Annotated in this window: 26 protein-coding genes and 1 riboswitch; of the genes, 12 read left to right on the top strand and 14 right to left on the bottom strand. The window is 53.6% G+C overall.

What is annotated here, in order from left to right:
* Positions 1-17: 17 nt before the first annotated feature.
* The 3 genes from C9I92_RS06360 to C9I92_RS06350 form a co-directional block, all read right to left on the bottom strand.
* Positions 18-1,025 (bottom strand): HlyD family secretion protein, encoded by a 1,008-nt coding sequence (locus C9I92_RS06360; RefSeq protein WP_047885163.1) that lies wholly within the window; start codon positions 1,023-1,025, stop codon positions 18-20.
* A gap of 240 nt (positions 1,026-1,265) precedes the next feature.
* Positions 1,266-2,210 carry a LysR family transcriptional regulator gene (locus C9I92_RS06355; protein ID WP_047885057.1) on the bottom strand — a complete coding sequence of 315 codons (945 nt, stop codon included), beginning with the start codon at positions 2,208-2,210 and terminating at the stop codon, positions 1,266-1,268.
* A 103-nt stretch (positions 2,211-2,313) separates the two neighbouring features.
* A complete protein-coding gene (locus tag C9I92_RS06350) occupies positions 2,314-3,903 on the bottom strand; it encodes an acyl CoA:acetate/3-ketoacid CoA transferase (protein ID WP_047885058.1) in 1,590 nt (529 codons plus the stop codon).
* 316 nt (positions 3,904-4,219) lie between these two features.
* On the opposite strand from C9I92_RS06350, the gene C9I92_RS06345 reads away from it, so the two are divergent.
* On the top strand, positions 4,220-5,575 hold the full coding sequence (locus C9I92_RS06345) for a GntP family permease (RefSeq protein WP_047885059.1): 1,356 nt from the start codon (positions 4,220-4,222) through the stop codon (positions 5,573-5,575).
* A gap of 147 nt (positions 5,576-5,722) precedes the next feature.
* On the opposite strand, the gene C9I92_RS06340 is transcribed toward C9I92_RS06345, so the two are convergent.
* The 7 genes from C9I92_RS06340 to C9I92_RS06305 all read right to left on the bottom strand — a co-directional run bounded on the left by C9I92_RS06340 (position 5,723) and on the right by C9I92_RS06305 (position 13,835).
* Positions 5,723-6,139, bottom strand: coding sequence for a hypothetical protein (locus tag C9I92_RS06340; protein WP_146149667.1), 417 nt, complete (start codon positions 6,137-6,139; stop codon positions 5,723-5,725).
* A 285-nt stretch (positions 6,140-6,424) separates the two neighbouring features.
* Positions 6,425-8,017 (bottom strand): Na+/H+ antiporter NhaC family protein, encoded by a 1,593-nt coding sequence (locus C9I92_RS06335; RefSeq protein ID WP_047885061.1) that lies wholly within the window; start codon positions 8,015-8,017, stop codon positions 6,425-6,427.
* An 84-nt stretch (positions 8,018-8,101) separates the two neighbouring features.
* Positions 8,102-8,271, bottom strand: a riboswitch (Lysine riboswitch).
* A 294-nt stretch (positions 8,272-8,565) separates the two neighbouring features.
* Positions 8,566-10,017, bottom strand: a complete 1,452-nt coding sequence (locus tag C9I92_RS06325; protein WP_047885063.1) for an aspartate kinase — start codon at positions 10,015-10,017, stop codon at positions 8,566-8,568.
* Positions 10,018-10,083: 66 nt separating this feature from the next.
* Complete coding sequence (locus tag C9I92_RS06320; RefSeq protein ID WP_047885064.1) at positions 10,084-10,473, bottom strand: ectoine synthase; 390 nt, start codon at positions 10,471-10,473, stop codon at positions 10,084-10,086.
* A gap of 9 nt (positions 10,474-10,482) precedes the next feature.
* On the bottom strand, positions 10,483-11,751 hold the full coding sequence (gene ectB, locus C9I92_RS06315; RefSeq protein WP_047885065.1) for a diaminobutyrate--2-oxoglutarate transaminase: 1,269 nt from the start codon (positions 11,749-11,751) through the stop codon (positions 10,483-10,485).
* A 23-nt stretch (positions 11,752-11,774) separates the two neighbouring features.
* Positions 11,775-12,314: a diaminobutyrate acetyltransferase gene (gene ectA / locus C9I92_RS06310; RefSeq protein ID WP_242551929.1), complete on the bottom strand. Its 540-nt coding sequence runs from the start codon at positions 12,312-12,314 to the stop codon at positions 11,775-11,777.
* Between the two features lie 360 nt (positions 12,315-12,674).
* Positions 12,675-13,835, bottom strand: coding sequence for an endonuclease/exonuclease/phosphatase family protein (locus C9I92_RS06305; RefSeq protein ID WP_169776022.1), 1,161 nt, complete (start codon positions 13,833-13,835; stop codon positions 12,675-12,677).
* 767 nt (positions 13,836-14,602) lie between these two features.
* Here C9I92_RS06305 and C9I92_RS06300 point away from each other — a divergent pair.
* Both C9I92_RS06300 and C9I92_RS06295 read left to right on the top strand, forming a co-directional pair.
* The gene (locus tag C9I92_RS06300) at positions 14,603-15,340 is read left to right on the top strand and encodes a complement resistance protein TraT (protein ID WP_047885068.1); all 738 of its coding nucleotides are present in this window, start codon (positions 14,603-14,605) and stop codon (positions 15,338-15,340) included.
* 199 nt (positions 15,341-15,539) lie between these two features.
* Complete coding sequence (locus C9I92_RS06295) at positions 15,540-15,959, top strand: GNAT family N-acetyltransferase (protein ID WP_047885069.1); 420 nt, start codon at positions 15,540-15,542, stop codon at positions 15,957-15,959.
* A gap of 11 nt (positions 15,960-15,970) precedes the next feature.
* Here C9I92_RS06295 and C9I92_RS06290 read toward each other — a convergent pair whose 3' ends face one another.
* The 4 genes from C9I92_RS06290 to flgA all read right to left on the bottom strand — a co-directional run bounded on the left by C9I92_RS06290 (position 15,971) and on the right by flgA (position 18,918).
* Positions 15,971-17,053 carry a lytic transglycosylase domain-containing protein gene (locus tag C9I92_RS06290; protein WP_053061809.1) on the bottom strand — a complete coding sequence of 361 codons (1,083 nt, stop codon included), beginning with the start codon at positions 17,051-17,053 and terminating at the stop codon, positions 15,971-15,973.
* On the bottom strand, positions 17,053-17,538 hold the full coding sequence (gene flgN / locus C9I92_RS06285; RefSeq protein ID WP_053061810.1) for a flagellar export chaperone FlgN: 486 nt from the start codon (positions 17,536-17,538) through the stop codon (positions 17,053-17,055). Before flgN ends, C9I92_RS06290 begins: the two co-directional genes overlap by 1 nt.
* A complete protein-coding gene (flgM, locus tag C9I92_RS06280) occupies positions 17,531-17,812 on the bottom strand; it encodes a flagellar biosynthesis anti-sigma factor FlgM (RefSeq protein ID WP_047885070.1) in 282 nt (93 codons plus the stop codon). The genes flgN and flgM overlap by 8 nt, the downstream gene beginning before the upstream one ends.
* Positions 17,813-18,015: 203 nt before the next feature.
* Positions 18,016-18,918: a flagellar basal body P-ring formation chaperone FlgA gene (gene flgA / locus C9I92_RS06275; protein ID WP_053061811.1), complete on the bottom strand. Its 903-nt coding sequence runs from the start codon at positions 18,916-18,918 to the stop codon at positions 18,016-18,018.
* 60 nt (positions 18,919-18,978) lie between these two features.
* Here flgA and flgB point away from each other — a divergent pair, with 60 nt between their 5' ends.
* The 9 genes from flgB (at position 18,979) to C9I92_RS06230 (ending at position 25,853) form a co-directional block, all read left to right on the top strand.
* Positions 18,979-19,341: a flagellar basal body rod protein FlgB gene (gene flgB / locus C9I92_RS06270; RefSeq protein ID WP_047885071.1), complete on the top strand. Its 363-nt coding sequence runs from the start codon at positions 18,979-18,981 to the stop codon at positions 19,339-19,341.
* 5 nt (positions 19,342-19,346) lie between these two features.
* Positions 19,347-19,784 (top strand): flagellar basal body rod protein FlgC, encoded by a 438-nt coding sequence (gene flgC / locus C9I92_RS06265; RefSeq protein WP_047885072.1) that lies wholly within the window; start codon positions 19,347-19,349, stop codon positions 19,782-19,784.
* Positions 19,781-20,464, top strand: a complete 684-nt coding sequence (gene flgD, locus C9I92_RS06260) for a flagellar hook assembly protein FlgD (RefSeq protein ID WP_047885073.1) — start codon at positions 19,781-19,783, stop codon at positions 20,462-20,464. Before flgC ends, flgD begins: the two co-directional genes overlap by 4 nt.
* Before the next feature lie 41 nt (positions 20,465-20,505).
* Positions 20,506-21,702 carry a flagellar hook protein FlgE gene (gene flgE, locus C9I92_RS06255; protein ID WP_047885074.1) on the top strand — a complete coding sequence of 399 codons (1,197 nt, stop codon included), beginning with the start codon at positions 20,506-20,508 and terminating at the stop codon, positions 21,700-21,702.
* Positions 21,703-21,729: 27 nt separating this feature from the next.
* Positions 21,730-22,461, top strand: a complete 732-nt coding sequence (gene flgF / locus C9I92_RS06250) for a flagellar basal-body rod protein FlgF (protein ID WP_047885075.1) — start codon at positions 21,730-21,732, stop codon at positions 22,459-22,461.
* A 197-nt stretch (positions 22,462-22,658) separates the two neighbouring features.
* Positions 22,659-23,444 (top strand): flagellar basal-body rod protein FlgG, encoded by a 786-nt coding sequence (flgG, locus tag C9I92_RS06245; RefSeq protein WP_047885076.1) that lies wholly within the window; start codon positions 22,659-22,661, stop codon positions 23,442-23,444.
* Positions 23,445-23,454: 10 nt separating this feature from the next.
* Entirely contained in the window at positions 23,455-24,132 is a 678-nt protein-coding gene (gene flgH / locus C9I92_RS06240) for a flagellar basal body L-ring protein FlgH (protein WP_047885077.1), read from the top strand.
* Positions 24,132-25,265: a flagellar basal body P-ring protein FlgI gene (locus C9I92_RS06235; protein ID WP_373689499.1), complete on the top strand. Its 1,134-nt coding sequence runs from the start codon at positions 24,132-24,134 to the stop codon at positions 25,263-25,265. The genes flgH and C9I92_RS06235 overlap by 1 nt, the downstream gene beginning before the upstream one ends.
* Positions 25,266-25,274: 9 nt before the next feature.
* Positions 25,275-25,853 carry a rod-binding protein gene (locus C9I92_RS06230; RefSeq protein WP_047885078.1) on the top strand — a complete coding sequence of 193 codons (579 nt, stop codon included), beginning with the start codon at positions 25,275-25,277 and terminating at the stop codon, positions 25,851-25,853.
* Positions 25,854-25,855: the final 2 nt, after the last annotated feature.

Below are 25,855 nucleotides of genomic sequence, written 5' to 3'. Positions count from 1 at the left end.
GGGGCTGACGAGAGGCATTACGGGGTGACTTTGATGCTGGCAATGGCCGACAGTCCCGGGTACACCCGGCCCTGTAAATGATCCGGCAGAGTCAGGTGAATTTTCACCGGCACTCGTTGCACCACTTTGACAAAGTTCCCGGTGGCGTTTTGCGGCGGCAGCAGGCTGAACTGAGCACCCGTTGCCGGGGTAACGGAATCCACCGTGCCGGTAATTGGTGTATCCGGGAACATATCCAGGACGACTTCCACCGACTGACCCGCCGCCACATGGGTAAGCTGGGTTTCCTTAAAGTTGGCATCCAGCCAGACATTGTGGGGAACCAGGGTGACAACCCCCATCCCCGGTTGGACAAATTTCCCGGTCTGAACCTGACGGTTTGCCACAAAGCCATCCACCGGAGCCCTGACGATGGTGCGGTTAAGCGCAATGGTATTGAGTACCAGTTTCGATTCCGCCTGCTGAAGCTGGGCTTTGAGTTGTTCCCGCTCGGCAGACAGGGTGTCGAGCTGCTTCTTGCTGGCTTCCAGCGCGAGGTGGGCATTTTTCAGCGCCACATCGGCTTCAATGGCCTTGGTGTGTTGACTATCAAATGCAGTCTGGCTGATCGACGAAGAGCGAAGCAGCTTGCTGAATCGGGCGCGTTCGGAATGCTGCAGGTTGGCATTGGCCTTTGCACCCTGAATGGCGGCGCTCGCCTGCTCGATGCTGACCTGTTGCAGCCTGATGCGGGACTGGTTATTGGCCAATGCGGACTTGGCGACTTCAATGGCGGCATTGGCAATGTTCACATTGGCCAGATAGTCCTGATTGTCGATGGCAAACAGCGGCTCACCGGCTTTTACCCACTGGTTATCTGCGATATACAGCTCAACGACCCGTCCGTTGACTTCCGGTGAAACGACCGTGATATCGGCTTTTACGTAGGCGTTGTCGGTTGTGACATAGTCTTGTTCTGCCCAGTATTTCCAGCCCCCGAAGGACAAGGTAGCAAGGGCAGTAAGAGCTATGAGGGTTTTCTTCATCATCGTCGTGACTTCTTATGGCTGACTAATGTAGAAAATGTACTTATTGGTACGATAATGGGCGAGAGAAAAGAGTGGAATGTTACTGACCAAAAAATGGAACGATCAGCCGCTGTGAGCCTGATAAGCCGTTAAACAGGATGAGAACAAACAGGGTGAGAGCCGTGCGATGTAAAAAAATAAAGCCGCGGTGAGTTGTCACCACGGCTGGAAAAATGCGGTGTGAAAACCGGTGTAGCGCTAGCGCTGTGCCATGATCTCTTCTGTACGTTGAATCAGGTAATCTTTAAACGCCTGACAACGGGCTGGCATCGGATGACGGGGGCGATAATAGAGGTTGATGTCAAACCGGCTGGCAACAAAATCGGTCAGCAGGACTTTCAGGCGGCCATCTGCCAGTGCTTCCCGTACTACCGAATGGGGCAGGTACGCCACGCCAGCTCCCCGGATGGCCATATCCCGCAGAATTTCGCTGTTGTCACATTCCATGGCATCGCTGATGGTGACAGGCCTGTTCACGCCATCAAGGCGGAAGTACCAGCGGTTGCCGCCAACCAGCGTACTGGCATACAGACAGCGATGTTCGCGCAGGGCTTCCGGCTCGGTCGGGGTGCCGCAACGGGCCAGGTAGCTGGGAGCGGCACAGGCGTACAGTGGCTCACTCAGCAAAGGGCGGCGGATCAGCAGAGAGTCTTTTTCTTCGGTTTCGCGATTGGTGGCCTTCGCGCGAATCATAAAATCAACGCGCAGCGGGTCGGTTTCGCCGGCCTCAATAAACAGGCGGAAGTTAACCTGCGGGTGCATTTCCATGTATTCCGCGATAATTTCGCGCAGAAAGTACGCAGCATACAGGGGCGTGGAAGAGATGCTAATCACCCCGCGCTGCTCATCGGCCATATGCTCGACTTCTGAGCAGATGGTATCAATTTCAGGGAGTAATGCCGAAAATCGGCGATAAAGCAGTTCCCCAGCATCGGTCGGGATCAGTTGGCGGGTGCTGCGTTTCACCAGTTCGACGGCCATCAGAGTTTCCAGCTCTTTGACCCAGCGACTGGCCGCTGCGGCGGAAATTCCCCAGGCGTCAGCCGCCTCACGAAATGAACCGTGCTGGATGACTGAGCAGAAAAAGACAATTTTATCCAGTTGTTGCTGGCGGGCGTTGATACCGACCGGGTGCTGAGACATAGGACATCCTTGTTGCAGTATTCTCCGGGGGTATGATGCCCGGAGAATAGGTGCAGACAACCAAGGCAGGGCTAAGTTGCAGTGGGCTTCACAGAGTTCCTGCTCAGCCTTTGGTCGAGCTCACAGCGGGTGTGAAGGAAAACTCAGGTTGAAAGATGTCAATCGGCATGGTTTTCAGGGCCGGATCAATCTGCGGGCGGAACGCCATTTGCGCCAGGATGTCACGTTCCAGATCGATGCCCGGGGCAATTTCCTCCAGCACCAGGCCGGTCGGATCTAGCCGGAAAACGGCCCGTTCCGTAATGTACCGGACCGGCTGGCCGGTTGCGATGGCCCGCTTGGCGGAGAAGGTGATTTGCTCAACCTCGGACACGAATTTGTGCAGCTTGCCTTCCTGCAACACTTTCAGCTCGCCATCAGCAACGTCAATAGTCAGTCCGTTGGCGGTGAATGTGCCACAGAAGTAGAGCGATTTGGCATGCTGAGTGATGTTGATAAACCCGCCGCAGCCGGGCAGTTTGTCACCGAACCGCGAGACGTTGATGTCCCCGGTTTGCGCGCATTGGGCCAGACCGAGAAACGCCTGATCGATGCCACCGCCGTCGTAGAAATCAAACATCTGATCCTGCGTAATGATGGCTTCCGGATGGTGGCTGGCCCCAAAGTCGAGTCCGCTGGCCGGTAATCCGCCGATCGCGCCGGGCTCGACCGTCAGCGTCAGGTGTTCCAACAGGCCAATCTGACCAGCAACGGTGGCGATGTACTCCGGTACCCCGATTCCGAGGTTCAGCACGGCCCCCGGTTGTAATTCCATCGCGGCACGGCGGGCGATCAGGGTTTTAGGATCCAGTGTTGTTGCTCCCGCTGCCGTTGTAGAGCGGGGAGCGGCATGGCGGTGTGAGGGACCGGTGACAAAGGCCGGGTTGAAGCTGGTGGCGAAAGTTTGCATGTGATCGCCTTCGTCGTCGCACTTGACGATCGCATCGACAAAGATCCCCGGGATCTTGATGCTGTGCGGATCCAAGGTGCCAGCCGGAACAATATGTTTGACCTGAACGATCACTTTGCCGCCCTGATTACGTGCGGCTTGGGCAGCGGCCAGATTTTCAACCACCAGACACTCGTCTTCCATGGTGATATTGCCGTTTTCGTCAGCGGTAGTGCCGCGAAGGATGGCGATATCAACCGGCAGGCGCTGGTAGAACAGGTACTCTTCCCCGTGAAGATTGACCACACTGATCAGATCTTCCGTGGTCACCGCATTGATTTTTCCGCCTTCCAGCCGGGGATCGACAAAAGTATCCAGACCCGTGGTGGTGAGTGTGCCTGGTTTACCGGCGGCAGTATCCCGCAGCAAATGGGAAATCACACCCTGAGGCAGGTTATACCCCTCGATTTCGTTGCTGAGTGCCATTTTCTGAAGTTCGGGTACCAGCCCCCAGTGTCCGCCAATGACCCGTTTCACCAATCCTGGCTTGGCCAGATGGTTGGCGGCACGCCCTGTTCCGTCTCCCTGACCAGCGGCAAAAATCAGCGTTAAGCCTTGTGGGCTGGCCGTCTGGCGGTAGCGCTCGCCCAGTGCTTTAACAAGCATTTCCGGCACCACGGAGCCAATGAATCCTCCCAGCATCACAGCGTGTCCGTTCTCAACCCAGGCGGCCGCCTGCTCGGCGGTAAGTTGGCTGACTGGCATTCGTACTTCCTTTTCACGATTAAGTTGTCAAAAAAGTGTATGAAGTGTTTCATGCCGAATTAATATCCACAGATGAAATTGTTATTTTCATATCTGTCGGTTAACCGTCATGTGTAAGAAATAACCATCTGATAAAAAATGGTTTTTATGTCTTTCGCCTGTTCGTAATCTGCCAGGGAATAGGGCAATACCTTGACTGGGATCCCAGTTTGGGTCCGTCCGGCGCTGAGACGGAAAAAAGCGGTATTTTCAATCATGGCTGCTCGGTCTAGCATGTTAATGACCTGTTACACATGACGTGACCCGGAGAAAAAATATGGATGTTGCTGTAATTTTACTCACCCTGGTGGGCCTGATGTACTTTGCCTACCGTGGTGTGTCTGTTCTGGTTCTTGCCCCGATTCTGGCAATGGCGGCGGCGTTGTTAACCAGTGATTTCCCTTCCCTCTACGCACTTTCAAACGTGTTCATGCCTGCGGCGGCGAACTACATTAAACTTTATTTCCCTGTATTTATTGCCGGTGCCATTTTCGGCAAGTTGATGGGAGCCTCAGGTGCGGCACGTACTCTGTCGGCATTCATCATTAAAAATCTGGGGCCACGCCACGCGATTTTGTCTGTTGTGCTGGCGACAGCCCTGCTGACATACGGTGGGGTGTCACTGTTTGTGGTGGTGTTTGCCATGTATCCCATTGGGGCGGAAACTTTCCGTGCGGCAGGCATTCCGAAGCGTCTGCTGCCTGCAGCTATCACGCTGGGGGCGTTTACCTTTACCATGACGGCATTGCCGGGAACTCCGCAGTACCTGAACACTATGCCGACCATTCCATTTGGCACTACGATTTATGCTGCGCCGGTACTGGGCTTGCTGGCGGCGACCATGATGCTGGTGCTTGGCACGCTCTGGATCAAAATGCGTGCGCGTAAAGCAATGGCTGCCGGTGAAGGCTATGGGGAAGAGTCGGATGCTGAATCTGCGGGTAAGGAATCGGATCCTGCGCCGGGGGTGATCATGGCGCTGGTACCAATTGTGCTGGTGTTTATCATCAACTTCCTGCTGACGAATGTGTATTTCAAGTCACCGGAAGTGGTCGATAACTACAAGGCGCTGGAGGTGAACATTAACGGCACTTGGCCGGTGATTCTGGCTTTGGGCGTGGCGATCGTCTTTATGCTGGCGGCATTTCGTCAGTATCTGTTTGAGCCAAACAAGCAGGTGTTTGATGGTTCTGTGGGTTCGTTGCTGCCGATTTTTAACACGGCTTCGGAAGTCGGTTACGGGGCGGTGATTACTGCGCTGTCAGCCTTCGTGGTAGTGAAAGCCGGGATTGCGGCGATTGATATTCCGGATCTGTTTAAGGTGGCGATTACCTCAACCAGCCTGGCGGGGATCATCGGCTCATCGTCCGGCGGTACCGGGATGGTGCTGGCCATGCTGGGTAATGACTTCATGAGCATGGGCATTAACCCTGAAGTGCTGCACCGTGTGGTGCTGTTGGCGGCGGGTGGCCTTGATACGTTGCCTCACTGTGGCGCGGTCATTACGCTGCTGGCGGTCTGCCGTCTGACGCACCGCCAAAGCTACGGGGATATTGCTGTGGTGACCATGGCGATTCCACTGCTGGCTGCCTTTACGGTGATAGTGGTACACCTGACGACCGGGCTTGTGTAGCGAGCCTCTGTAATCAATTGATGTGCAAGTGATTTTAGCCTAGCCACTTACGCTTATTCACTTAAGCGTAGCCACAAAACCTGGCTGCTATTCTCACACTGAAATGCCCCTGCGCTTACCGCGATATGCGGTCTGCTGACAGGGGCTTTATTCTTGCTGGCAGGGCTGCACGTAAATCGCGTCTGTCGGAAAGCGGCCATCCCGGCTGGGATGCTGGCTGTGTAATCGGCATAAGTCGTGATGGATACTGATCGCCTGCACCCGAAAATTCTCGGTGTGCCACTGACCATCTTCCCGGATACGAATTTGCAAATTTTCGCCGTTACTGACGTGTTCGGGCAGACGAATGTCATAGGTATCGCTGAATGCCAGCAGCCAGTAATCATCCATGGTTACCAGACGACCTGTCCCCGGTGTGGTGACCGCACTGACATAATCCAGTTTCTGGGCAGCATGCACCGGAAACACTGCGGAAAACACACTCATCCCGACCGCAATCATAGCGCCCCGCAGCGCCCTGAATCTTGCCATCGCTGGGATAGGTCTTTCGATGCTACCGCTCATAGACACCTACTATGAATAGATACCTACCGCTCATAGACACCGACTATGAATAGGTACCTAGCTGTCATAACAACTCATCACGAAGTGACGGTGATAGATTTAACTATAGTGCGGCCCTGTGGCTTGTCCGGACAAGAAAAGAGACACCGCTGATGCATGAAAGCCACAACAAAAATGCCAACACAAAAAAGCCACGCAAAAAAGCGATGACAGCAAAGCGAATAGAAAAAAGCCTCCGGCACTTGAACGTGCGGAGGCTTTGCATGAAGAGGGCGGATTTACCGGTTAAGCTTCAGACGATGCAAGACTGAGCTCGGGGTCGCTCTGACGACGGCGAAGGGCAAACAGGCAGAAGGCCACAAACCAGACACTGCTGGCGGCGACACCCAGCCAGGACGAATGGGTAAAGCCCATGACCAGATAGCCGAGCAGTGCACCGAACGCGACTGAACCGGCATAAGGTAGCTGAGTGAGCACGTGGTCCATATGGTGACAACCGGCACCCGTTGCCGACAGGATACTGGTGCTGGAAATCGGTGAGCTGTGATCGCCAAAAACTGCGCCAGCCAGTACGGCGGACAGCATCGGCAGTAACATGGTGATGTCACTGGCTGCCGCAATGTCACCGGCCAGCGGCAGCATGATGCCAAATGTTCCCCAGCTGGTGCCGGTGGCAAACGCCATGACACATGACAGCAGGAAGACGACGGCTGGCAACAGTTCTACCGGCAGACTGCCCTGTGACAGTGACGCGAGGTAAACGCCGGTTTGCATGTCGCGTACTACGGTGCCGATTGTCCAGGCAAACAGCAGAATAATGATCGCAGGCATCATGGCTGAGATCCCTTGCGGCGCGGCTTTCAACCAGATTTTTGCCGACAGTTTCAGGCGCAATGCCAGACCCATCGAGACCACCAGGCTGCAGATTGCACCGTATACCAGCGACAGGCCAACGTTGGTATTTTCAAACGCGCCGATCAGGCTGAAGGCTTGTCCTTTATCGGACAACACATCCGCACCGGACTGAACCATGAAAAAGACGGTTGCAGCGGTCAAGGTCAGGATCGGCAACACCATATCAATCATCCCGCCCTGAGCGGTTTCTGGTGTTTCCATATCCAGACCCGGCGGACGGCCTTTACTGTGATCCCACAGCTGACCTTGCTGGGCGCGGGCTTCATGCTTTCGCATCGGCCCGATATCCAGCTGGAATGCAATAACACAAATCACCATCAGCAGGGTAAAGACCGCGTACAGATTCATCGGCATCATTTCGACAAAGGCGGCGATCGGGCTTTGGTCCGTTAGCTGGTGGGCCGCCAGAATACCGCCGACCAGTGCGATAATGTAGGCACCCCAGGAGGAAATCGGCATCAGGACGCACACTGGTGCGGCGGTTGAATCCAGCAGGTAGGCCAGCTTGGCGCGTGAAATCTGAAACCGGTCGGTCACTGGTCGGCAGATAGCGCCAACAGACAGGCTGTGAAAGAAATCATCAATGAAGAAGATGAAAACCATCAGCCCGGTCAGGGACTTGGCACTACGGCGATCCTTGCACCGTACGGCTGCCCAGTCGGCAAAGGCCTGAGTGGCACCGGACACACTCATCAGACTGATCAGTGCACCGAGCAACAACATGAAAATCAGCATGTTGACGTTATCGTGGTTTAGGGCACCGCCGCTCCAGAAGATAGCCACTATTTTCTGATACAGGTAGTTCAGGGTCTGGGACAGGGAAAATTGGTTCAGCATCAGGGCACCGGCAACGATACCTGCACCCAGTGACAGCAGTACCTGTCGGGTGACGACAGCCAGCAACACCGCCAGCAAGGGGGGAAGCACGGACCAGGCAGAATCCGCAAAAGGAACAAGGTTCATGATCTCATTTCACCTACAACTTAAAGGTGGAGATCTACCAAAAGGACATGTAACGAAATCGACAACCAAGGCATGACGTGTTACCCCTTAGGTAGCGCTCCATAGGAAAAACTATGGCAGTGCTGCGCCTGTTCGACGCAGCCCCAGCGGCTGAGTTTGATGACTCAGTCACTTCGGCGCTGACTCCTTTCCCCGGCTTCATCGGTATCACCCTCTGCTCGGTTACTGATAGGCAGCGCGCCTCTACTGATTTAGGGTTGCTGCGAGCAGACACGGGTCTGCCCACAGCAAATGTTATTATATACGGCTATTTAGCGATGTCAGCATACAATTCACTTTCAATGACTATTAATTCAGCACTATGAATTGCTTTCGATCAAGGAACTGTTGAACAAAGCGCTGTGGCGGAAAAAACGCCGGCTGACAGAGCGGTGAATCCTCAAACCTCAATTCAGCACAGGGAAGAGACTGACCGTTTAGAGACAACACCGCCGGGGCAAAAGTCCCGGCAGTTGGTTGATTAGTTGGTTGATATGCCGTTAGTAGTATCAGGCAACGTGGGCCGATTGGCAATCAACCAGGGAGTCCGGCTGGGTGTGCGTCTCTGCAGGCAGGGCGAAGAACTGCTCATGCAGCGTGCAAATGGCACTCTGGTAGTCATTGTCATCGACCACAAACTGCACGTTGACGTTACGTACCGATGAGTGGGCGGCAATCGGAAAACATTCTGCCTGCATCAGCGCTTGCATTCCCCGCCGCAGTGCCTCATTGGTGTTTATGTTGGCCCCGATGGCAGAAATCATTGCGACCAGTCGCCCGGTAATGGCGGCCTTCGGATACCGTTTCTCCGCCTTATATAACACCTGATTAAGGTTATCGGCACCACCGGTCAGGTAGTAGGTGATTGAGTTGGCGTTCATCTCTTTGCCAATCAGGTTGACGCTCGACTCACGAATCAGTTGCATGATGTCGTAACCGACATTATCAACGTGACCTACCATCGCCTGATCAAACAGATGCAGCGCAAATACTTTGTCCCGCCCGGCAATGATTTCAACCCGATCCTGCGAGGGAGTAAAGGCATTTGAAATCAGCGTCCCCGTGTGCTCTGGCTCAAAGGTGTTCTTGATTTTCAACTCGATATTGTTCTGGCGAAGTCCGGAAGCGGCATTGGGGTGGATCGCTTCCATCCCCAGATTCGCGAGCTGATCGGCCACATCGTAGTTTGTTTCCCCCATAGGCAGAACCGACTCTGGCCCCACGATGCGCGGATCTGCGCTGCTGAGGTGATATTCCTTATGGATGATGGCCTGCCGCGCGCCGGTCAGCACCGCGATGCGGCTGAAGGTCATCTCGCTGTAACCGCGGTCGTACGTTTTCATCAGTCCTTCGTCACAATAGGCGTATCCGGTGACGATAGGCAGTTCCTGGCTCAGGTCGATATTGGCAAACGCCTGACGAATGACGTCATCCAGATCACCGGTGTACTGATTGTTCCAGCTGGACAGGTCAACAAAGCGCGCATTGATACCCAGCGTTTTCAGCTTCAGGGCGGTATTGAAGGCGCTGTGCGCCTCACCGATGGAGGAGAGAAACTCTCTGACCTGAGGCAGATAGTGGCGCAGCGTGAACTGGCCGAATTCGCACATTTCCAGGATGTTGGTGATGCACTGTTTTGCATCCTGAACCCGGGCGCGGATAAATTTATCTGCCCGAAGACGGTTCACCGGGTCGGCAAACAGGTTGTCGTTGATCAGCAGCAGGCGCTGCTCCAGATCGTTCATGGCCTGGCGCCAGTCCGGTGAACGTTTGGCGATCAGCTGGTAGATGCCCGGCTTGCCGGTGCGTTTACATTCCAGCAGATCATTGGTGATCCCGGCATAGGCCGAAACCACGAATACTTGGTTGTAGCGCTGCGAGGGACGCAAAATAATATTGTCGAGCACAGCATCGAACGCTGACATCGACGTGCCACCGATTTTTTCTACGGTGTGAGACATAGTTCATCCTTTTGGTTACGGTCACAGCGTGACTGTCAAAGTGAAGGTGTCTGTGTCGTTGGAATCTCAGGTTTCTTCCATTAGTGGATACACGCCGTTTTGGTCGTGAGTCTCCTGACCGGTCAACGGCGGATTAAACACGCAAGCCATGGTCATATCGCCGCCATAGGCACGTAAAAAATGTTCATCGTGCTGATCCAGGATATAGAGCGTACCGGGTTTGATTGGGTAGGTTTTACCCCCAACGACCTCTATTTCGCCTTCCCCGGACATGCAGAACACCGACTCCAGATGGTTCTGGTAGTGAATGTGGGTTTCGGTATCGGCATAAATCGTGGTGATGTGGAAAGAAAAGCCCATGTTGTCATCTTTCAGGAGCATACGGACGCTTTCCCAGTTTTCTGCGACCACGCGGCGTTTAGTCTGACGGCAGTTTTCCAGTGTTCTTACGATCATCATTTTTCCTTATGAGGCTTTTTTAATGAAGTTGGCTGCTGTTGTTGCCACGGCTTGTTCAAACAGCGCGATCCCTTTGGCCATATCGTGTTCGGTAATGGTTAGGGGACAGAAGAATTTAATGACTTCGTCGTCCGGGCCAGCGGTTTCGATCACTAAGCCCTGTTCAAAACAAGCGCGTGCGATCTTACCGGCGATCTCGCCGTCCCGACAGGCGATGCCTGTCATCAGTCCGCGGCCTTTTAGCTCGCTGAAATAAGCCGGGTATTGAGGCACTAACTGCTGGAGAGCGTCTGTCAGCTGTGCCGAACGGGCCTGGATATGCTGTTCAAACTGATCGTCCTGCCAGTAAATTTCAATGGCTTTCGAGGCGGTGACAAAGGCATGGTTGTTTCCGCGAAACGTCCCGTTGTGCTCACCGGGCTGCCATTTATCCAGCTCGGGTTTGAGCAGAACGACGGCCATCGGCAGGCCATAGCCGCTGATGGATTTTGACAGGGTGACGATATCAGGTTTGATTCCGGCTGGTTCAAAGCTGAAAAATGTACCGGTGCGCCCACAGCCCGCCTGAATATCATCGACAATCAGTAAGATATCGTGCTGATGACACATTGCCTCCAGACGCTGTAGCCATTCATCAGAAGCAGCGTTCAGTCCGCCTTCCCCTTGAACCACTTCCAGAATCACGGCGGCAGGTTTGTCCAGGCCGCTGGAATGATCGTTCAACATGGCTTCAAAAAGCGTCAGGCCATCAACGCCATCGGCATAATGTTCATACGGCAGGCGGGTCACGTTCTGTAATGGCTGTGCCGCACCTTGGCGGTGGTGCTGGTTACCCGTTGCAGCCAGTGCACCAACTGATACCCCGTGGAAGCCGTTAGTAAAGGCTACGACGTTCTGGCGACCGGTTACTTTGCGTGCCAGCTTTAAGGCGGCTTCAACCGCATTGGTACCGGTCGGCCCGGTGAACTGCAGCTTGTAGTCGAGATCCCGCGGACTGAGGATCAAATCTTTAAAGCGGGCAATGAATTCAGCCTTGGCCGTGGAATGCATATCCAGTCCGTGCGTCAGGCCGTCCTGGCTGATGTAATCAAGCAGCGCCTGCTTCATGACCGGGTTATTGTGGCCATAATTAAGAGCTCCGGCGCCCGCCAGGAAGTCAAGGTAGGCATTTCCTTGTTCTGTGTATAACCAGCTGCCCTTGGCATGCTGGAACATGACCGGAAAATTGCGTGCATAGCACTGTACGTTTGACTCATGACTTTGAAAAATTGTCATTCTTTAACCTTTTGGGTTGAGAGTTAGCTAGATTTGAGCTCGATCCTGAACAGGTATTCGCTGTCATGATGACCATCGAAATGAGCGTGTTTATCGAGAAACGTCGTCACGTCACCGTGACGTCCGTGATGCTGATTGAATTTGTGAAACAGCGCCCACGAGCCCCTGTTGTCGTCAGTGATGGTGGTTTCGATATAGCGGATACCGGCATTTTCCGGACGGTCGAGTAAAGCTTCCAGCATTCGGAAGCCGACACCGCATCCTCGTGCTTTCGGGCTGACGGCCACTTGCCAGATAAACAAGGTGTCCCGGCGATTTGGCGGTTGATACGCCGAAGTAAACGCAACGATGTTTTCATTTTTCTCGACAACGACGCAGGTATCACGAAAGTGCTCTGCCTGCAGGAAGTTGCAATAAGAGGAATTGGTATCCAGCGGTGGGCATGACGCGATGAGTTCGTGTACCTCAAGCCCGTCTTCCTTGCTGGGTTTACGAAAAGTCAGCGCGTCCTGCTTATTCGCTGTGGTATGCGGGTTCATTACCCAGGGTGCCATCGTAATCATTGGTCGCCACATATGTTTAGAGTTCTAATTAATTTGTTTTTATCATACGACGTTAAAAATTTGTTTCAACCCTAAATGTTTTCCGGTTTGTGTTTGATGTTATTATCTATATGATTTTATTTGATTAATTTGTTTGTTTTAATTTTTAATGACAATTTTATTGATTTTTATTCTTTGTTTTTGTTTATTTCTCTAATTTATTTTGGGTGAGAGGCTGCGTCAGCACGAGATGCTGTTGATGAGGAAACGGCGGTTTAAGCTGTTGTTCTTGAGGTGGTTCTCGAGGTTGTTTTAGAGGTTGTAGTCGAGGGCGCTGTAGTTGAGGCCTTCATCGGTGAAAACCGGCTCAGAAAGTTGGCGTTAGGGATGATTTAATGCATTAAGCCGGATAGTGATTTGCACTGGGCAGTGATCGGACAACTGGTAGTCAGGTAACCAGTGCGCTTCGGGTACGACTTCGCGAAATGAGTCTGTCTGCATGAGTAAAGCGGCGCGTCTATCAAGCACGATATGGTCAATAAAATGGGGGAAAGTGCGGGTAACCCAGCGCTTTTTGTTGCGATCATAAAATCGGCTGGGACATTGGCTGTGGGACGGATAACCGGCACGGTTGAGTGCCAATTCAGCAGGCTGACCATCATTAAGTTGCTGCCAGAATCGATCGTTTTCTGCACTCAGGCGGCGGTTGAAATCCCCCAGAATGATAAAAGGAACCGGTTCTCTGGCCCGCTCTTCTGCCCATTGTTCAAGGATCTGCTGTTGGCGGAACAGTTGGTGACAGGCTTTCCGGTTCGCCTTCTTTTGTGGCTTACCCTGTTTATTTGGGGTCTTCTTCTGGCTGAATGAACAACCACTTTTCAGATGCACTGCCAGAAGCCGAAGCACCGGCTTACCGCCCTCCATCAGGGAAATGTCCACGCCATAGCGGAGTGTATGACGCCCAAGCAGATCCAGTGCGGTTAAATCTGGGTGACGCTGAAAGTCCAATCCTTTGCGCAGGGCAAAACCGACAAACTGCGGCCAGGGACGATGCCTGTTTGAAGCTCCCGATATTGCCTGACGATCAGAAAAAACATAGTGGAAACGCCCCTCGCCCAGTAGCTTATCCAGGGCTTTGGAATCCGCCACTTCCTGAAAAGCCAGCACATCGGTGTTTAGTTTTTCAGCCCAGGCTGCCAGGACACGAAAATCTGCGGCATGGCGGGTCGGGAGAGTGCGACGGGGAACATCAGGGTAGCTTTTCCGCAGTTCAGCGGGGGATAGGCTGCTTAACCATTGCAAATTCCAGCTGGCAACCCGGATGTGGGGTATTTGAAAACGGGCAATCGGGCTGTCATATGAATAGCCATCTGCCTGTGAATGGCCATTTGCCTGCCATTGTTCGCCGTGTCGCACTGAATTTTCTATGGTACCTGCTTTGTTGGTTTCAGTTACGTTGGCTTCTGTTGCGTTGGCCCCTGATGCGTGCGCCGCCGTCAGTGTGGTGCCCGTTGCCCAAATTACAGCCCCAAAAACACTCATCCACAGCACTGTTTTACCGGGGGCAGCTCTCCAAGAAACGGCTCTCCATGGCACGACTCTCAATGGTACTGCTCTCCAAGGCTCAGCTTTCCAAGGCACAGTTCTCCATGGCATTAGTTTCCATGATAGCGTACTCCAACGAATAGCTTTCCAAAGTACAGCGTTCCAAAAGAAAGCGCACCAGGAAAAGCTGAGCAAAGCAGCAAGTAAGGAAGCCGGTAACTGTGCTGTGAATGCGAATGAATACATGGCTGGCGAAAACCTGAAGGCTGCCACTGTGCGCGAAGCGAGGCTCCAGGAGACTCGAACCCGCATCCTTTTTATCCCTCTTCGGGCTCGTTGCGAATGCCGTTTCACTGTGCGGCAAATCTGTGAGCATGACACAGTAGATTGCAGGCAATGGGGGAGAGCTGGCAAGGAACGGCTCCAAAATTTACGGGATCTAAGAGGTATGCTTGCACTATATCGTGAGTCGCTACCAGCCCAGTTCGTACCGCACTGTTAGGCCTGAGGGATGGTTCGCAGCCTTTTGAACAGGGGGATTTTGTTACAGCGCTGTCTGCTGCGGCCATCAAACTGCCCAGGCGTGAGTGCTTTTGTTGCGGGGTTTGCTGTTGCATCGATCTTGGTCAAAAAGGTGTTCTTGTACTTATGTCGCTGATTAACAAAAAATTTTCAGTTGATCACTATCGGTAAGCACCTTTTTGCTCTATCATGCGCAACTTATTTCATATGTTGAGTCTTAACAGCAAGGGATTATTCCGAGAATGAAGGCAAGTAAGGCAAAGTTAGTGGCAGTGGTATTGGCGTCAACAATGGTTTTATCCGGTTGCTCTGCGGTATCAACGGCGGTGAAAAAACGTAATCTGGAAGTGCAGACGCAAATGTCAGATACCATCTGGCTGGATCCTGTTTCCGCGGATAAGAAAACCATTTATGTTCAGATCCGTAATACCACGGATAAACAAATTGATATCTCGGACGCTTTGCAACACAGGTTGGTGGCGAAAGGCTACCGGATTGTGAATGATCCGGCGACTGCGCATTACTGGCTTCAGTCTAACATCCTCAAGCTCGATAAAATGGATTTACGTGAAGCGAATGGCTTTCTGACCAACGGCTATGGTTCCGCGCTGGCGGGTGGCACACTGGGTATGTTGGCAGTCGCATCGCGCTCATCCAGCGGAAACAGCATTGCTGCGGGAGGCCTGATTGGTGCGGCCATTGGTATCGCGGCTGATGCCTTGGTGGAGGATGTCAACTACGCCATGATCACCGATATTCAGATTGTGGAGAAAACTAACCTGAAGGTGAACACCACGCAGACGGCAGATGTGAAAAATGGCTCATCCAGCCACACCACCAGCAAAACGACGCTGACCGAAAATAAAAAGCGTTACAACACCCGTATTGTATCAACGGCCAATCAAGTAAACCTGGACTTTGAAGAGGCTAAACCGGTACTGGTCGATGGTCTGGCAACCTCGATATCCGGTGTGTTCTGATGCCATGCTGACCGCCTCTCCGGAGGCGGTTTTTTTCGCGATACTTTCAGCGTATTGTCATACCTGCTTGCTATCCTGACCTATTTTAAGGGCTCCCTGAGGTGAACGCTGAGGACTCACCGTAATCCGGTATCAGGCTTGTACGTTTTTCTCTGTGGGTATCCTTAACGGAAACAGACAATAAGCGAGATGGTTGAAGATGGAAGTGATATTGGTTTCAAACCAGGAAGAAGTGGCAGCCGTGGCGCCGGTTATTCAGCAATTGCGTCCTCAGTATGAGCTGAATGAACTTATCGGTCTGCTGATACAGCAGATGAAGTCGGGGTATCAGTTGGCATACGTGATGCGCGACGGTAACGTGCTGTCGGTGGCAGGTTTTGTGACCGGGCAGAAGTTATCCTGTGGTCAGTATCTTTATATCGACGATTTTGTTACTGACGAGGCGCATCGTTCAGAGGGCGCGGGCCAGTATCTGATGGATTGGTTTAAGGACTATGCCGAAGTGAATCATATTGATGAAATTCATCTTGATTCCGGTGTCCAGCGTTTTGCGGCGCATAAGTTTTATCTGACCGAGGGATTTACAATCAGTAGCCATCATTTTTGCTATCGCTGCTGAGGCCGTACGGACTAAGCGTCAGGCGATATCACCGGTATCAGTGGGGAGATCGGCTTCATGTTGATCACTGTGCGTTTGGCAAACAGGGTCGTTAAGATCTGGGTATCCTGGGTTTCTTCTGCATTTCGGGTTTCATGAGCGTCAACGGTATTCCGCTGTGGAGCCAAGAGCCCGGCGATAGGGTGTGATGAATATGGGCGATGCGTTGCCAGTTCTGCCACATCCACCAGCTGTAACAAGGCGTGGAATTTATGCACGTAGTTGACCGTTTCTGCCGGTAACCTAAGCTGGCTGAATCGCTGTTTGTCACTGCTTTGCGCCCGGCTGACCCTGCCTTCACCGGCATTGTATGCTGCCAGGGTGAGGTTCAGATCCTGATGGAATTTCCGGTACAGAAAAGTCAGGTAGTCCAGCGCCGCTTGGGTGCTGTGGCTAACGTCAAACCTGTCATCCCGCTCTGGGGTAACGCTCAGGCCAAAACGTTTGGCGGTGGCTGGCATTAGTTGCCATAACCCGGCTGCTTTGGCAGGTGAAACTGCCAGCGGATTGAATGTGGACTCCAGCATAGGTAATAACACCAGCTGTCGGGGCAACTGCCGCTTGTCCAGCTCTCGATAAATCATCTCGATCGTGTGCCGCTGACGCAACAGATGACGCTGAATCCGCTGTTGGTGCGGGGTAAGGCGCGCATGCTGTGCTTTGACCTGTTGCTTGAATTCCTCAGACTCTGCCGGAAAACGCAGACGGCCCGTGTTTTGGGGTGAACGCTGTCCTAAAAACGCAGGTTGTGATGGGGAAAATAGTGGTCGGGTTGCCCAGTCCATCGCCGGGATAGCGGTTTGTGCCTCGGTATATAGCGGTGCGGCGGACACCGGCATCAGGAGCAGACTTGCCAGCAATGGCAGTAAGTGCCGCTTTAAGCGGAAATGACTTGAGCGGAAATGACGATGTTGGGGGGCGGTAAGGGTGCCAATAACCCCTGCGGTTGCCGCATGGGTTGCCGCATAGTTTGTCGCACGGGTTGTCGCATGAATTGCTGGAGCGGTAATGCCTTGAGCTGTCATGTTCGAAGGCGGCGATGAGGCAAACGACATCACATCTGCATCAGCTGGTCACGGGCATAGTGGCGCTGTGAGCCCTGACTGATTTCGGCTAACAGTTCCCCAAACGAAGCGGACAATTGCCCGTTGTGCTGATTGAGTTGCCGACAGGCCACAATGACGGACTCAAGACGTTGCCATTGCTGCTGCATTTTTTCCCGTAATGCCGGTGGCAGAGCCTGAAACAGGCTGCGAATACCTTGCGGAGTGGCTGGCAGTCCCAATTGCCGCAGTTGCACTGTTCGTTGTGTTGAACGTTGTGCTAAGACGGCAAGCAGTGGCTGCTGGCGCTGCATCATTCGTTGCATGGCTTCGCCATCGAAATTCAGATAACTGGCCTGCAGTGCCTGTAAAATCTGCTGCAGTTCGTCATATTGCTGAATGTCTTGCTGAATTCCCTTCAGAAGCTGCATGACAAGCTGTTGTCTGACCGCGGTGGTTTGCGCGGCTGATTTACCGGATTCCACAGTCTTACTCATGGCCAGTGTGGAATTGCATAATGGCACCAGACAGCGCCTGAATATCCAGTTCCAGCTCACCCCGTGCCAGTGCGTCTTTTACTGCCGCGACTTTGTCCATATCAATACTGGGTAGCTGCTTCAGTTGCTCCTGCATGTTGGCCATGCGTTGGGTATCAACCTGAACGCCAGGCTCCGGACGCGGCTGACTGCTTGCCGTGGTTGAAGTGCGACGCGAAGAATGGTCAAACTGCGTTTGGGTAATAGCGCTGCCAGCCACTTTATCAATTTTCATCCTGAGTTCCTGTTGCTGATGGAGTCTGATTAAGATAGGCGGCGAAAAATCGGATTAATTAAATCTTTCAGGGCATGCTGTTGCGGGCCAACCGCCGTGGTGGAATTGATCCTTTCACTGAGCGCAGCTTATCAGCTAACAGCGTCAGGTCTCGCATTAGGTCTCACATTAGGTCTCTTAGAGAGCAACGTCAGAGACAGGGGTCAGAAAACGGTTTCTACTTTGCCGTAGTCGGTTACGCGAACCTTAATCACTTTCTCTGACCGGGAATTTTTAACCTCAATCTGCTCATTTTTGCCCCCGTCTTCCAGTGCAATTCCCCGGGTACTGGCCTGCATTCCGTCTTTCCTTGCGGTGATCAGCACTTCATCTCCGGTTTCAACCAGCCAGCGCTGTTGCAGCGAAGCGGGACGGATCACCTGTCCACTGCGAATACGGCGTTCGGTGCGTTTGCTCGTTACGCTTGGAATCTGTGTGGCGAAATCAGTCGCTCGGTTAAAGCGCATCACCTGCATTTTCAGCATATCGGCTGCCAGTTTGGTTCCCCGGTTGAGGGCGGTTCGGGCGACCACAACCGGTAACTGCACTTCAACTTTGACAGTGGTATTTATTCGCCAAGGGTACGTGCCGCCGTCACAACGTACCTGACGTTTAAGATTCCCCACTGGCTGGTTGTTGAGGTCGCTGGCCGCGATGGTTAACGGCACCGGGCATACCGGTAGGTGCTGCACGGCCGCGGGAACCGTGATTGCTATGTCGGTCTGCACGTTCTGCCAATGGTGCTGCCGGGCATAGGCATCGACCTCTGCCTGCATTTCCTGCCTGACAAAATCTGCCAGCGCCTGCTCGGTCATGGTCTGTGCTGCAATAGCCTGTTCAGTTCTCGTCTGCTCGCTTTTAGTTTCAGTTTGCTCGATTTCAGTTTTCTTAGATAGAGCCTGCTCGGTAATAGCGCTGAAAGCGGGCGGATGGCTTATCCCCAGCAGGGCACTGCCGAACAGGGCGGAAAGAAAGCAAATACGAGATTGACGGCGCTTCCGTCCAGCTTCCGTTGGGCGGAAGTTCCGCTTCCGTGTCGCATTGTAACGTATTGATAAATAAATCATAAAAAGATGGCATGTATCTTGATTAATGCTTCGTGGACCAGCCAGACCTGAGGAATTTCAATGGCGATCAGTTTTGACAGTGCGCTCGGTGTTCACCCGGATGCGCTTAATTTCAGGGTACAACGCACCAAGGTGTTGGCCAGTAACTTAGCAAATGTTGACACCCCTGGATACCTTGCGAAAGACCTGCGCTTTGAAACCGTTATGCGCAATACCGTGCCGGGGAAAGTGGATAAGCCGGTACCGGACTTCAAAATCTCTTCGCTGTATGCCATGCCGTACCAGAACAGCAAAGACGGCAATACCGTTGAGCTGGGGGTTGAGCAGGCGAAGTTTACTCAGAACAACATGGATTTTCAGACCAGTCTGACTTTTATGAACATGAAATTCAGCGGGTTAGCCAAAGCCATAGAGGGACGTTAATCACTATGTCATTTACCGATATCTACTCGATTGCCGGTTCGGCCATGAATGCTCAGACCGTTCGTCTGAACACCGTTGCCAGTAACCTGGCTAACGCCGATGCCGTGTCTGCTAACCCGGAGGATGCCTACAAGGCACTGAAGCCGGTTTTTGCCACCGTGTACAGCAACACGCAACTGGCTTCCGGTGAAAACGCGTATCCGAATGCGGAAGTGCGGATTGTGGACGTTGTGCAAAGTCGCGGCGACGCCGAGAAACGCTATGAGCCGGGTAACCCGCTCGCTAATCGGGAAGGGTATGTTTATTACCCGGACATTGATGTGGTGGCTGAAATGGCCGACATGATGTCCGCAACCCGCAGCTTTGAAACCAATGTTGAAGTGCTGAGCAATGTGAAAAGCATGCAGCAGGGGCTTCTGCGACTTGGGGAGGGTGGCCGATGAGTCTGGCGCAATTTACCGCCCTGACTGCGGATTCACCGGTATCGGCGACAGCCGGTCAGGAAAGATCGGTCACGGCCAACCCTGCTGACCGAAACAGTGCGACCTCGCTGCAGAACGAGTTCATTACCCTGATGGTGGCGCAGGTGCAGAATCAGGACCCGTTAAATCCACTGGATGGCACGGAATATGTCAGCCAGCTGGCGCAGTTTTCTCAGGTGCAGAGTACCGAGAACATGGCGCAGGTGATGCAAAACAGCATGGTACTGCTCGATAACATGCAGGTGCTTTCTACTGCTGGTCTGGTTGGGCAAACCGTGTTTGTGAACACCAACGAAGTGGAGCTGGGCAGCGGCCCGCAGCACGGCAAGCTGGAACTGGCGCATGCCTCGAACATGGTCACGCTGACGATCACCGATGAGTATGGTCAGGAGACCTCTTTGCCGTTAGGGGCACACGGTCAGGGGGATGTGGATTTTGCCATTGATCCGCAAGCTCTGGGGCTGAAGCCGGGTAAGTACACCGTATCGGTGAATGTTGATAAGGGCCAGGGGCAGCCGGTCATGCTGATGGCCGGTGAAGTCTCTCAGGTGCGGGTGCCCAGTAACGGCGGCGCGACGCTGGTCAATGTTGCCGGGGTCGGCAGTGTTCCTTTCTACCAGATTAGTCAGTTTGGTGCTTAACCAGACATTACTTAATAAGACAGTACTAAAAAGAGTCACTCATGAGTTTTGATATTGCATTAAGTGGTCTGGATGCCACAAACACACAACTGAACACCATCAGTAATAACATTGCTAACGTTTCAACGTCCGGCTTCAAGGAATCCCGTACTGAGTTTTCTGCCGTGTATAACGGTATGCAGCCAAGTGGGGTTGAAGTGGCCGCGATTTCCCAGAACTTTTCCAAAAATGGCCCGGTTAACGGCACCGGACGTGCGTTGGATCTGGCGATTAATGGCAGCGGCTTTTTCGTGACGAAAGATCACATGGGGCAGCTTCTCTATACCCGGTCCGGGATTTTCGGGACGGATCGGAACAACAACATTGTGACCAATGGCGGTATGAAACTGCAGGGTTACTCCGTGGACAATAACAACACCCTGCAAACGGGTGCTGTCACTGATCTGAAAATCAAAACCTCATCCCTGGCGGCCAAAGCAACGGACAGTGTGGACTTTGTGGCGAACTTTGACGCCCGCGCGACCGTGATTGATACGGCGCAGAATCCGTTCTCTCCGACCGATACCGACTCATTCAGTTCGTCATATACCACCAAGGTGTACGACTCGCTGGGTAACCCGCATACCGTGACCCAGTATTTCACCAAAACCGGGGATAACACCTGGCAAGTCAATGTGCAGGTAGACGGCGCTGATCAGCCAGCCAAAACCCAGCAAGTGACCTTTAACACTGACGGTACGCTGGCGGCACCAACCAAGCCATTTACCGTATCGCTGACACCGGGCGGTGCCAACCCGATGGACGTCGCAATTAATCTCGAGGGCAGCACTCAGTTTGGGGCGGATTTTGGCGTGAGCACCAACTCACCGAACGGCCATGCCTCCGGTGAATTGGCCGGTGTGCGGGTCGAAGATAACGGCATGGTGTTCGCGACGTACACCAATGGTCAGTCCCAGTTGCAGGGACAGGTGATTCTGGCGGATTTTGCCAACCCGCAGGGACTGGTGAAAGCAGGGAACACCTCCTGGATGCAAAGTTACAGCTCTGGTGCGCCGATTAACGGTAATCCGGGGGCCGGGACTTTAGGCAGCCTGACCTCCGGTGCACTGGAAGGGTCTAACGTGGATCTGACCAGTGAACTGGTGAGCCTGATGACCGCCCAGCGTAATTATCAGGCAAACGCAAAAACTATCTCGACCTCCGATAAGCTGACCCAGGCCCTGTTCAACGCGGTTTAAGCCTGAAAGACAGAGAGAATCAGTGTAATGGATAGCTTGTTATTTACCGCAACCAGTGGTGCCAGCCGGGTGATGAAGGCCCAGCATGTGCACTCGAATAACCTGTCGAATGCCGATACGGTCGGATTTCGGGCGGATTTGGAGCGGGTGCAGAGTATGCAACTGCAGGGCAACGGTTTTGCCGGTCGCACTCTGGTTGCCACGAACTCGGCGTCTACCCGTTTTGACAGTGGTGACATGATCAAAACCGGCCGACCGCTGGATATCGCCATTAATGGCGAGGGTTTTTTTACGGTGCAGACGCCCGCTGGCAATGAGGCTTATACCCGGGCCGGTAATATCCGGGTTGATGAACTGGGTAACCTGACCGTCAATGGGTTCCCGCTGATGGCGGATGGCGATCCTCTGGTGCTGCCTGCGTACCAGAAAGTGGAAGTCAGCGATAAAGGTGTGATCAGCGTGATTCCGCCCGGCGGTGGAGCGGAAGTGGAAGTCGGGCAGCTCAAGCTGGTGAAACCGGCGGCGACGGAGCTGCAAAAGGAAAGCGACGGCCTGTTCCATGCTGTGCAGGGGGAAGCTTTAGCGGCAGACCCGACGGTGCTGGTGGCGGCAGAGCATCTGGAAGGCAGTAACGTGTCCGCCATTGATGAGCTGGTAAATGTCATGTCTCTGACGCGCAATTTTGAAATGCAGGTACGGATGATGAAAACCGCCGAAACCCTGGCTCAGGCCGGAAACCGGTTAATGAGTAATCGCTAAATTCAGGCGGGATGGTTACTGCAGACAGGCGACGAAAAGCAAGCGGCAAGCGTCAGTCACAAAGCCTAAGCAGCGAAGTCTAAGCAGCGAAGTCTAAGCAACGAAACATAAGCAACGAAACATAAGCAACCAAGCTTAAGTGACAAGCATTAGCATCACAGCATCCGCGACGAAACAAACAACGAGGAGAAGCAGGAATGCATTCAGCATTATGGGTCAGTAAGACCGGGATGGCAGCGCAGGACACCAAGATGACTGCCATTTCCAACAACCTGGCGAACGTGAATACCGTCGGTTTCAAACGTGATCGGGTGGTCTTTGAAGATCTGTTCTACAGCATCCAGCGTCAGCCTGGCGCTCAGGTGGATCAGGTGAATCAGTTGCCAAGCGGGGTACAGCTGGGCAGCGGGGTACGCGTGGTCGGTACTCAGAAAGTCTTTACACAAGGAAACTCACAGAACACGACGCAGGACTTGGATATGGCAGTGCTGGGCGCGGGCTTTTTCCAGATTGAGAATTCTGACGGAGAAATCATGTATACCCGCAACGGCCAGTTCCATGTGAATTCTGAAGGCCTGATGGTGAACAGCCAGGGGCTGCCGTTGCAGCCGCAGATTCAGGTGCCGGAGAATGCCACCAAGCTGAATATCGGTGTTGATGGCACCGTGACCGCCGTTGTCGCCGGTGACCCGCAACCTCAGGATCTGGGACAAATCACGCTGGCGAAATTTATCAACCCGGCGGGTCTGGAAGCCATCGGCGGTAACCTGTTCCGTGAAACGGAAGCCAGCGGCGCTGCCGAAGAGCTGATCGCCGGTCAGGATGGCGCGGGCAGCATCAAACAAGGGGCATTGGAAGGCTCGAACGTGCAGGTTGTCGAGGAAATGGTGGACATGATCACCACTCAGCGCGCGTACGAAATGAACGCCAAAGTCGTGTCCGCGGCTGACGACATGCTGAAGTTTGTCGCCCAGTCGGTGTAAGGGGCCAATGATGAAAGGTCTGTCTTTCTCTTTGCTGGCCTGTGTGTCTGCAGCCGTGCTATCCGGCTGCAGCATCCGTCCGGAATTTGTGCCGCCTGAGCCTGACGATTTGGCTTATGCGCCGCCGCCGCTCAACTATGCGCTGCCTGAGGCGCAGAACGGTAGCTTATACCGCCACCAGTACATGATGACACTGTTTCAGGATCGCCGTGCCTACCGGGTTGGGGATATGCTGACCATTTTGCTGGATGAAGAAACCCAGTCGAGCAAAAAAGCCAACACCAAATACGGCAAGGACTCTTCCCTGAATTTCCTGGCTCCGACCTTTGGCAATACCACCCTGGATGATTTGTCAGCCAACATTGAGGCCAATCGAGGCTTTGACGGTGCAGCTTCCAGCTCGCAGGGCAACAAACTGCAGGGCGGAATTACGGTAACGGTTCACGAAGTGCTGCCAAACGGCGTACTGCGTATCAGCGGTGAAAAATGGATTCGCCTGAATCAGGGAGATGAGTTCATTCGACTGACTGGCATTGTCCGGGTGGATGATGTTGATCGTCGCAATCAGGTGTCCTCACTGCGTATCGGTGATGCCCGCATCACCTACTCTGGCCGCGGCGCGCTGGCCGACAGCAATGCTGCCGGTTGGCTAACACAGTTCTTCAATAGCCCATGGGTACCATTCTGATGCAGACACTCCGAACCTTTTTCCGCGCGTTGGCTTGCACCGCCGTGTTAGGCAGCCAGGTATTGATAACGCCGCTGGTACAGGCGGAAACCCCGATGCCGATTATGGATCTGGTTGATATTCAGGGTATTCGTAACAACCAATTGGTGGGCTATGGCCTAGTGGTCGGTCTGGACGGCACGGGCGATCGAAACCAGGTGAAATTCACCAGCCAGTCCATTACGAATATGCTGCGCCAGTTTGGGGTGCAGATTGGGGAAGGGACTGATCCCAAACTCAAGAACGTGGCCTCGGTCAGCGTGACGGCTTATGTCTCGCCAATGTCCGGCTCTGGCCAGGAGTTGAATGTCGTCGTGTCATCGATAGGGGATGCGAAAAGCTTACGGGGTGGCACGCTGCTGATGACGCCACTGCGCGGTATCGATGGTGAAGTGTACGCGGTGGCACAGGGCAACGTTGTGGTTGGCGGGGTGCAGGCGGAGGGCCGCAGCGGCTCGAAAATCACCATCAATACCCCGACCACCGGGCGGATCCCGAACGGGGCTACCCTGGAGCGAGAGATTCCGTCTGACTTTAATGACAAAGACACCATCACCCTGAACCTGCGTAAGCCCAGCTTCACGACGGCTAAAAATATTGCCCGTGCCATTAACGGCATTTTTGGCCCGGAAGTGGCAACCGCCATTAATCAGGGCAAGGTTGAGATGCTGGCACCGAAAGACACGCAGCAGCGGGTCACGCTGATGTCGATGCTGGAAGATATCACGGTGGTGGAAGGGCGTCGTCCGGCGCGGGTGGTGTTCAACTCCAGGACCGGTACCGTAGTGATCGGCCAGCATGTCAAAGTCAGCGAAGCGGCAGTCAGCCATGGCAACCTGACTGTGACGATTACCGAGAGTCAGCAGGTCAGCCAGCCGAATGCGTTTTCCAATGGTGAAACCCGAGTCGTGAATGAGTCCGGTGTCGACATTAACCAGGATACGGCGCAGATGTATATCTGGCCGGAAGGTACGGAGCTGAACACCATTGTCAGTGCGGTAAACAGCCTGGGTGCGACGCCGGATGACCTGATGTCGATACTACAGGCGTTGCAGGAAGCCGGTGCACTGAACGCCGAACTGGTTGTGATTTAAGGAGGGGGCATGAAAGTAGACAGTAATGGTGACATGGCACAGATGAACGCCATGCTTTACCACGACAACAGCGCGTTGGCCACTATCCGGCAACAGGCCGATCAGCAGGGGGCGCTCAAAACGGTCGCTGGCCAGTTTGAAGCCATGTTCCTGCAAATGGTGCTGCGTCAGATGCGCAGCAGCAGCGATGTGCTGGCGCCGGAGGACAATCCGTTTTCCAGCAAGGAGCAGGGGGTATACCGTGATTTTTACGACGGTCAGCTGGCCATCGAACTGGCAAAAAAGCAGCGCAGCGGGATCGCTGACATGCTGATTAAACAGCTGAGTCCGACCCTGCCTCATGCCAGTCAGGCGCTGTCAAAAATGCCGGTCAGTCATGCCACGGCGCCGCAAACGGCAGCTAACGATAGCGATGGATTGGGCACTGCCGCAGTCACCACGCCTTCTTCTGACGAGGGGCTGGCCGCGTTTAATGATACGGCTCTGGCCGCCGCCTACGATCCAAGAGTGTCCTTCCGTCAAATGTTTCAGGAATCCATGGGCACCGTTGCTTTCCAGCAGCCCCTGATCCATAAAGTGGAGCTTTAATT

Source organism: Photobacterium ganghwense (assembly GCF_003025595.1).
Lineage (GTDB): Bacteria > Pseudomonadota > Gammaproteobacteria > Enterobacterales > Vibrionaceae > Photobacterium > Photobacterium ganghwense.
Note: the sequence above shows the minus strand (reverse complement) of the source record. Positions and strands in the feature narration are given on the sequence as shown.

Excerpts from the sequence above, each read along its gene's own strand:
- C9I92_RS06360 (WP_047885163.1), bottom strand. The coding sequence starts at position 1,025 with ATGAAGAAAACCCTCATAGCTCTTACTGCCCTTGCTACCTTGTCCTTC.
- C9I92_RS06355 (WP_047885057.1), bottom strand. The coding sequence starts at position 2,210 with ATGTCTCAGCACCCGGTCGGTATCAACGCCCGCCAGCAACAACTGGAT.
- C9I92_RS06350 (WP_047885058.1), bottom strand. The coding sequence starts at position 3,903 with ATGCCAGTCAGCCAACTTACCGCCGAGCAGGCGGCCGCCTGGGTTGAG.
- C9I92_RS06345 (WP_047885059.1), top strand. The coding sequence starts at position 4,220 with ATGGATGTTGCTGTAATTTTACTCACCCTGGTGGGCCTGATGTACTTT.
- C9I92_RS06340 (WP_146149667.1), bottom strand. The coding sequence starts at position 6,139 with ATGAGCGGTAGCATCGAAAGACCTATCCCAGCGATGGCAAGATTCAGG.
- C9I92_RS06335 (WP_047885061.1), bottom strand. The coding sequence starts at position 8,017 with ATGAACCTTGTTCCTTTTGCGGATTCTGCCTGGTCCGTGCTTCCCCCC.
- C9I92_RS06325 (WP_047885063.1), bottom strand. The coding sequence starts at position 10,017 with ATGTCTCACACCGTAGAAAAAATCGGTGGCACGTCGATGTCAGCGTTC.
- C9I92_RS06320 (WP_047885064.1), bottom strand. The coding sequence starts at position 10,473 with ATGATCGTAAGAACACTGGAAAACTGCCGTCAGACTAAACGCCGCGTG.
- ectB (WP_047885065.1), bottom strand. The coding sequence starts at position 11,751 with ATGACAATTTTTCAAAGTCATGAGTCAAACGTACAGTGCTATGCACGC.
- ectA (WP_242551929.1), bottom strand. The coding sequence starts at position 12,314 with ATGATTACGATGGCACCCTGGGTAATGAACCCGCATACCACAGCGAAT.
- C9I92_RS06305 (WP_169776022.1), bottom strand. The coding sequence starts at position 13,835 with ATGAGTGTTTTTGGGGCTGTAATTTGGGCAACGGGCACCACACTGACG.
- C9I92_RS06300 (WP_047885068.1), top strand. The coding sequence starts at position 14,603 with ATGAAGGCAAGTAAGGCAAAGTTAGTGGCAGTGGTATTGGCGTCAACA.
- C9I92_RS06295 (WP_047885069.1), top strand. The coding sequence starts at position 15,540 with ATGGAAGTGATATTGGTTTCAAACCAGGAAGAAGTGGCAGCCGTGGCG.
- C9I92_RS06290 (WP_053061809.1), bottom strand. The coding sequence starts at position 17,053 with ATGTCGTTTGCCTCATCGCCGCCTTCGAACATGACAGCTCAAGGCATT.
- flgN (WP_053061810.1), bottom strand. The coding sequence starts at position 17,538 with ATGAGTAAGACTGTGGAATCCGGTAAATCAGCCGCGCAAACCACCGCG.
- flgM (WP_047885070.1), bottom strand. The coding sequence starts at position 17,812 with ATGAAAATTGATAAAGTGGCTGGCAGCGCTATTACCCAAACGCAGTTT.
- flgA (WP_053061811.1), bottom strand. The coding sequence starts at position 18,918 with ATGATTTATTTATCAATACGTTACAATGCGACACGGAAGCGGAACTTC.
- flgB (WP_047885071.1), top strand. The coding sequence starts at position 18,979 with ATGGCGATCAGTTTTGACAGTGCGCTCGGTGTTCACCCGGATGCGCTT.
- flgC (WP_047885072.1), top strand. The coding sequence starts at position 19,347 with ATGTCATTTACCGATATCTACTCGATTGCCGGTTCGGCCATGAATGCT.
- flgD (WP_047885073.1), top strand. The coding sequence starts at position 19,781 with ATGAGTCTGGCGCAATTTACCGCCCTGACTGCGGATTCACCGGTATCG.
- flgE (WP_047885074.1), top strand. The coding sequence starts at position 20,506 with ATGAGTTTTGATATTGCATTAAGTGGTCTGGATGCCACAAACACACAA.
- flgF (WP_047885075.1), top strand. The coding sequence starts at position 21,730 with ATGGATAGCTTGTTATTTACCGCAACCAGTGGTGCCAGCCGGGTGATG.
- flgG (WP_047885076.1), top strand. The coding sequence starts at position 22,659 with ATGCATTCAGCATTATGGGTCAGTAAGACCGGGATGGCAGCGCAGGAC.
- flgH (WP_047885077.1), top strand. The coding sequence starts at position 23,455 with ATGAAAGGTCTGTCTTTCTCTTTGCTGGCCTGTGTGTCTGCAGCCGTG.
- C9I92_RS06235 (WP_373689499.1), top strand. The coding sequence starts at position 24,132 with ATGCAGACACTCCGAACCTTTTTCCGCGCGTTGGCTTGCACCGCCGTG.
- C9I92_RS06230 (WP_047885078.1), top strand. The coding sequence starts at position 25,275 with ATGAAAGTAGACAGTAATGGTGACATGGCACAGATGAACGCCATGCTT.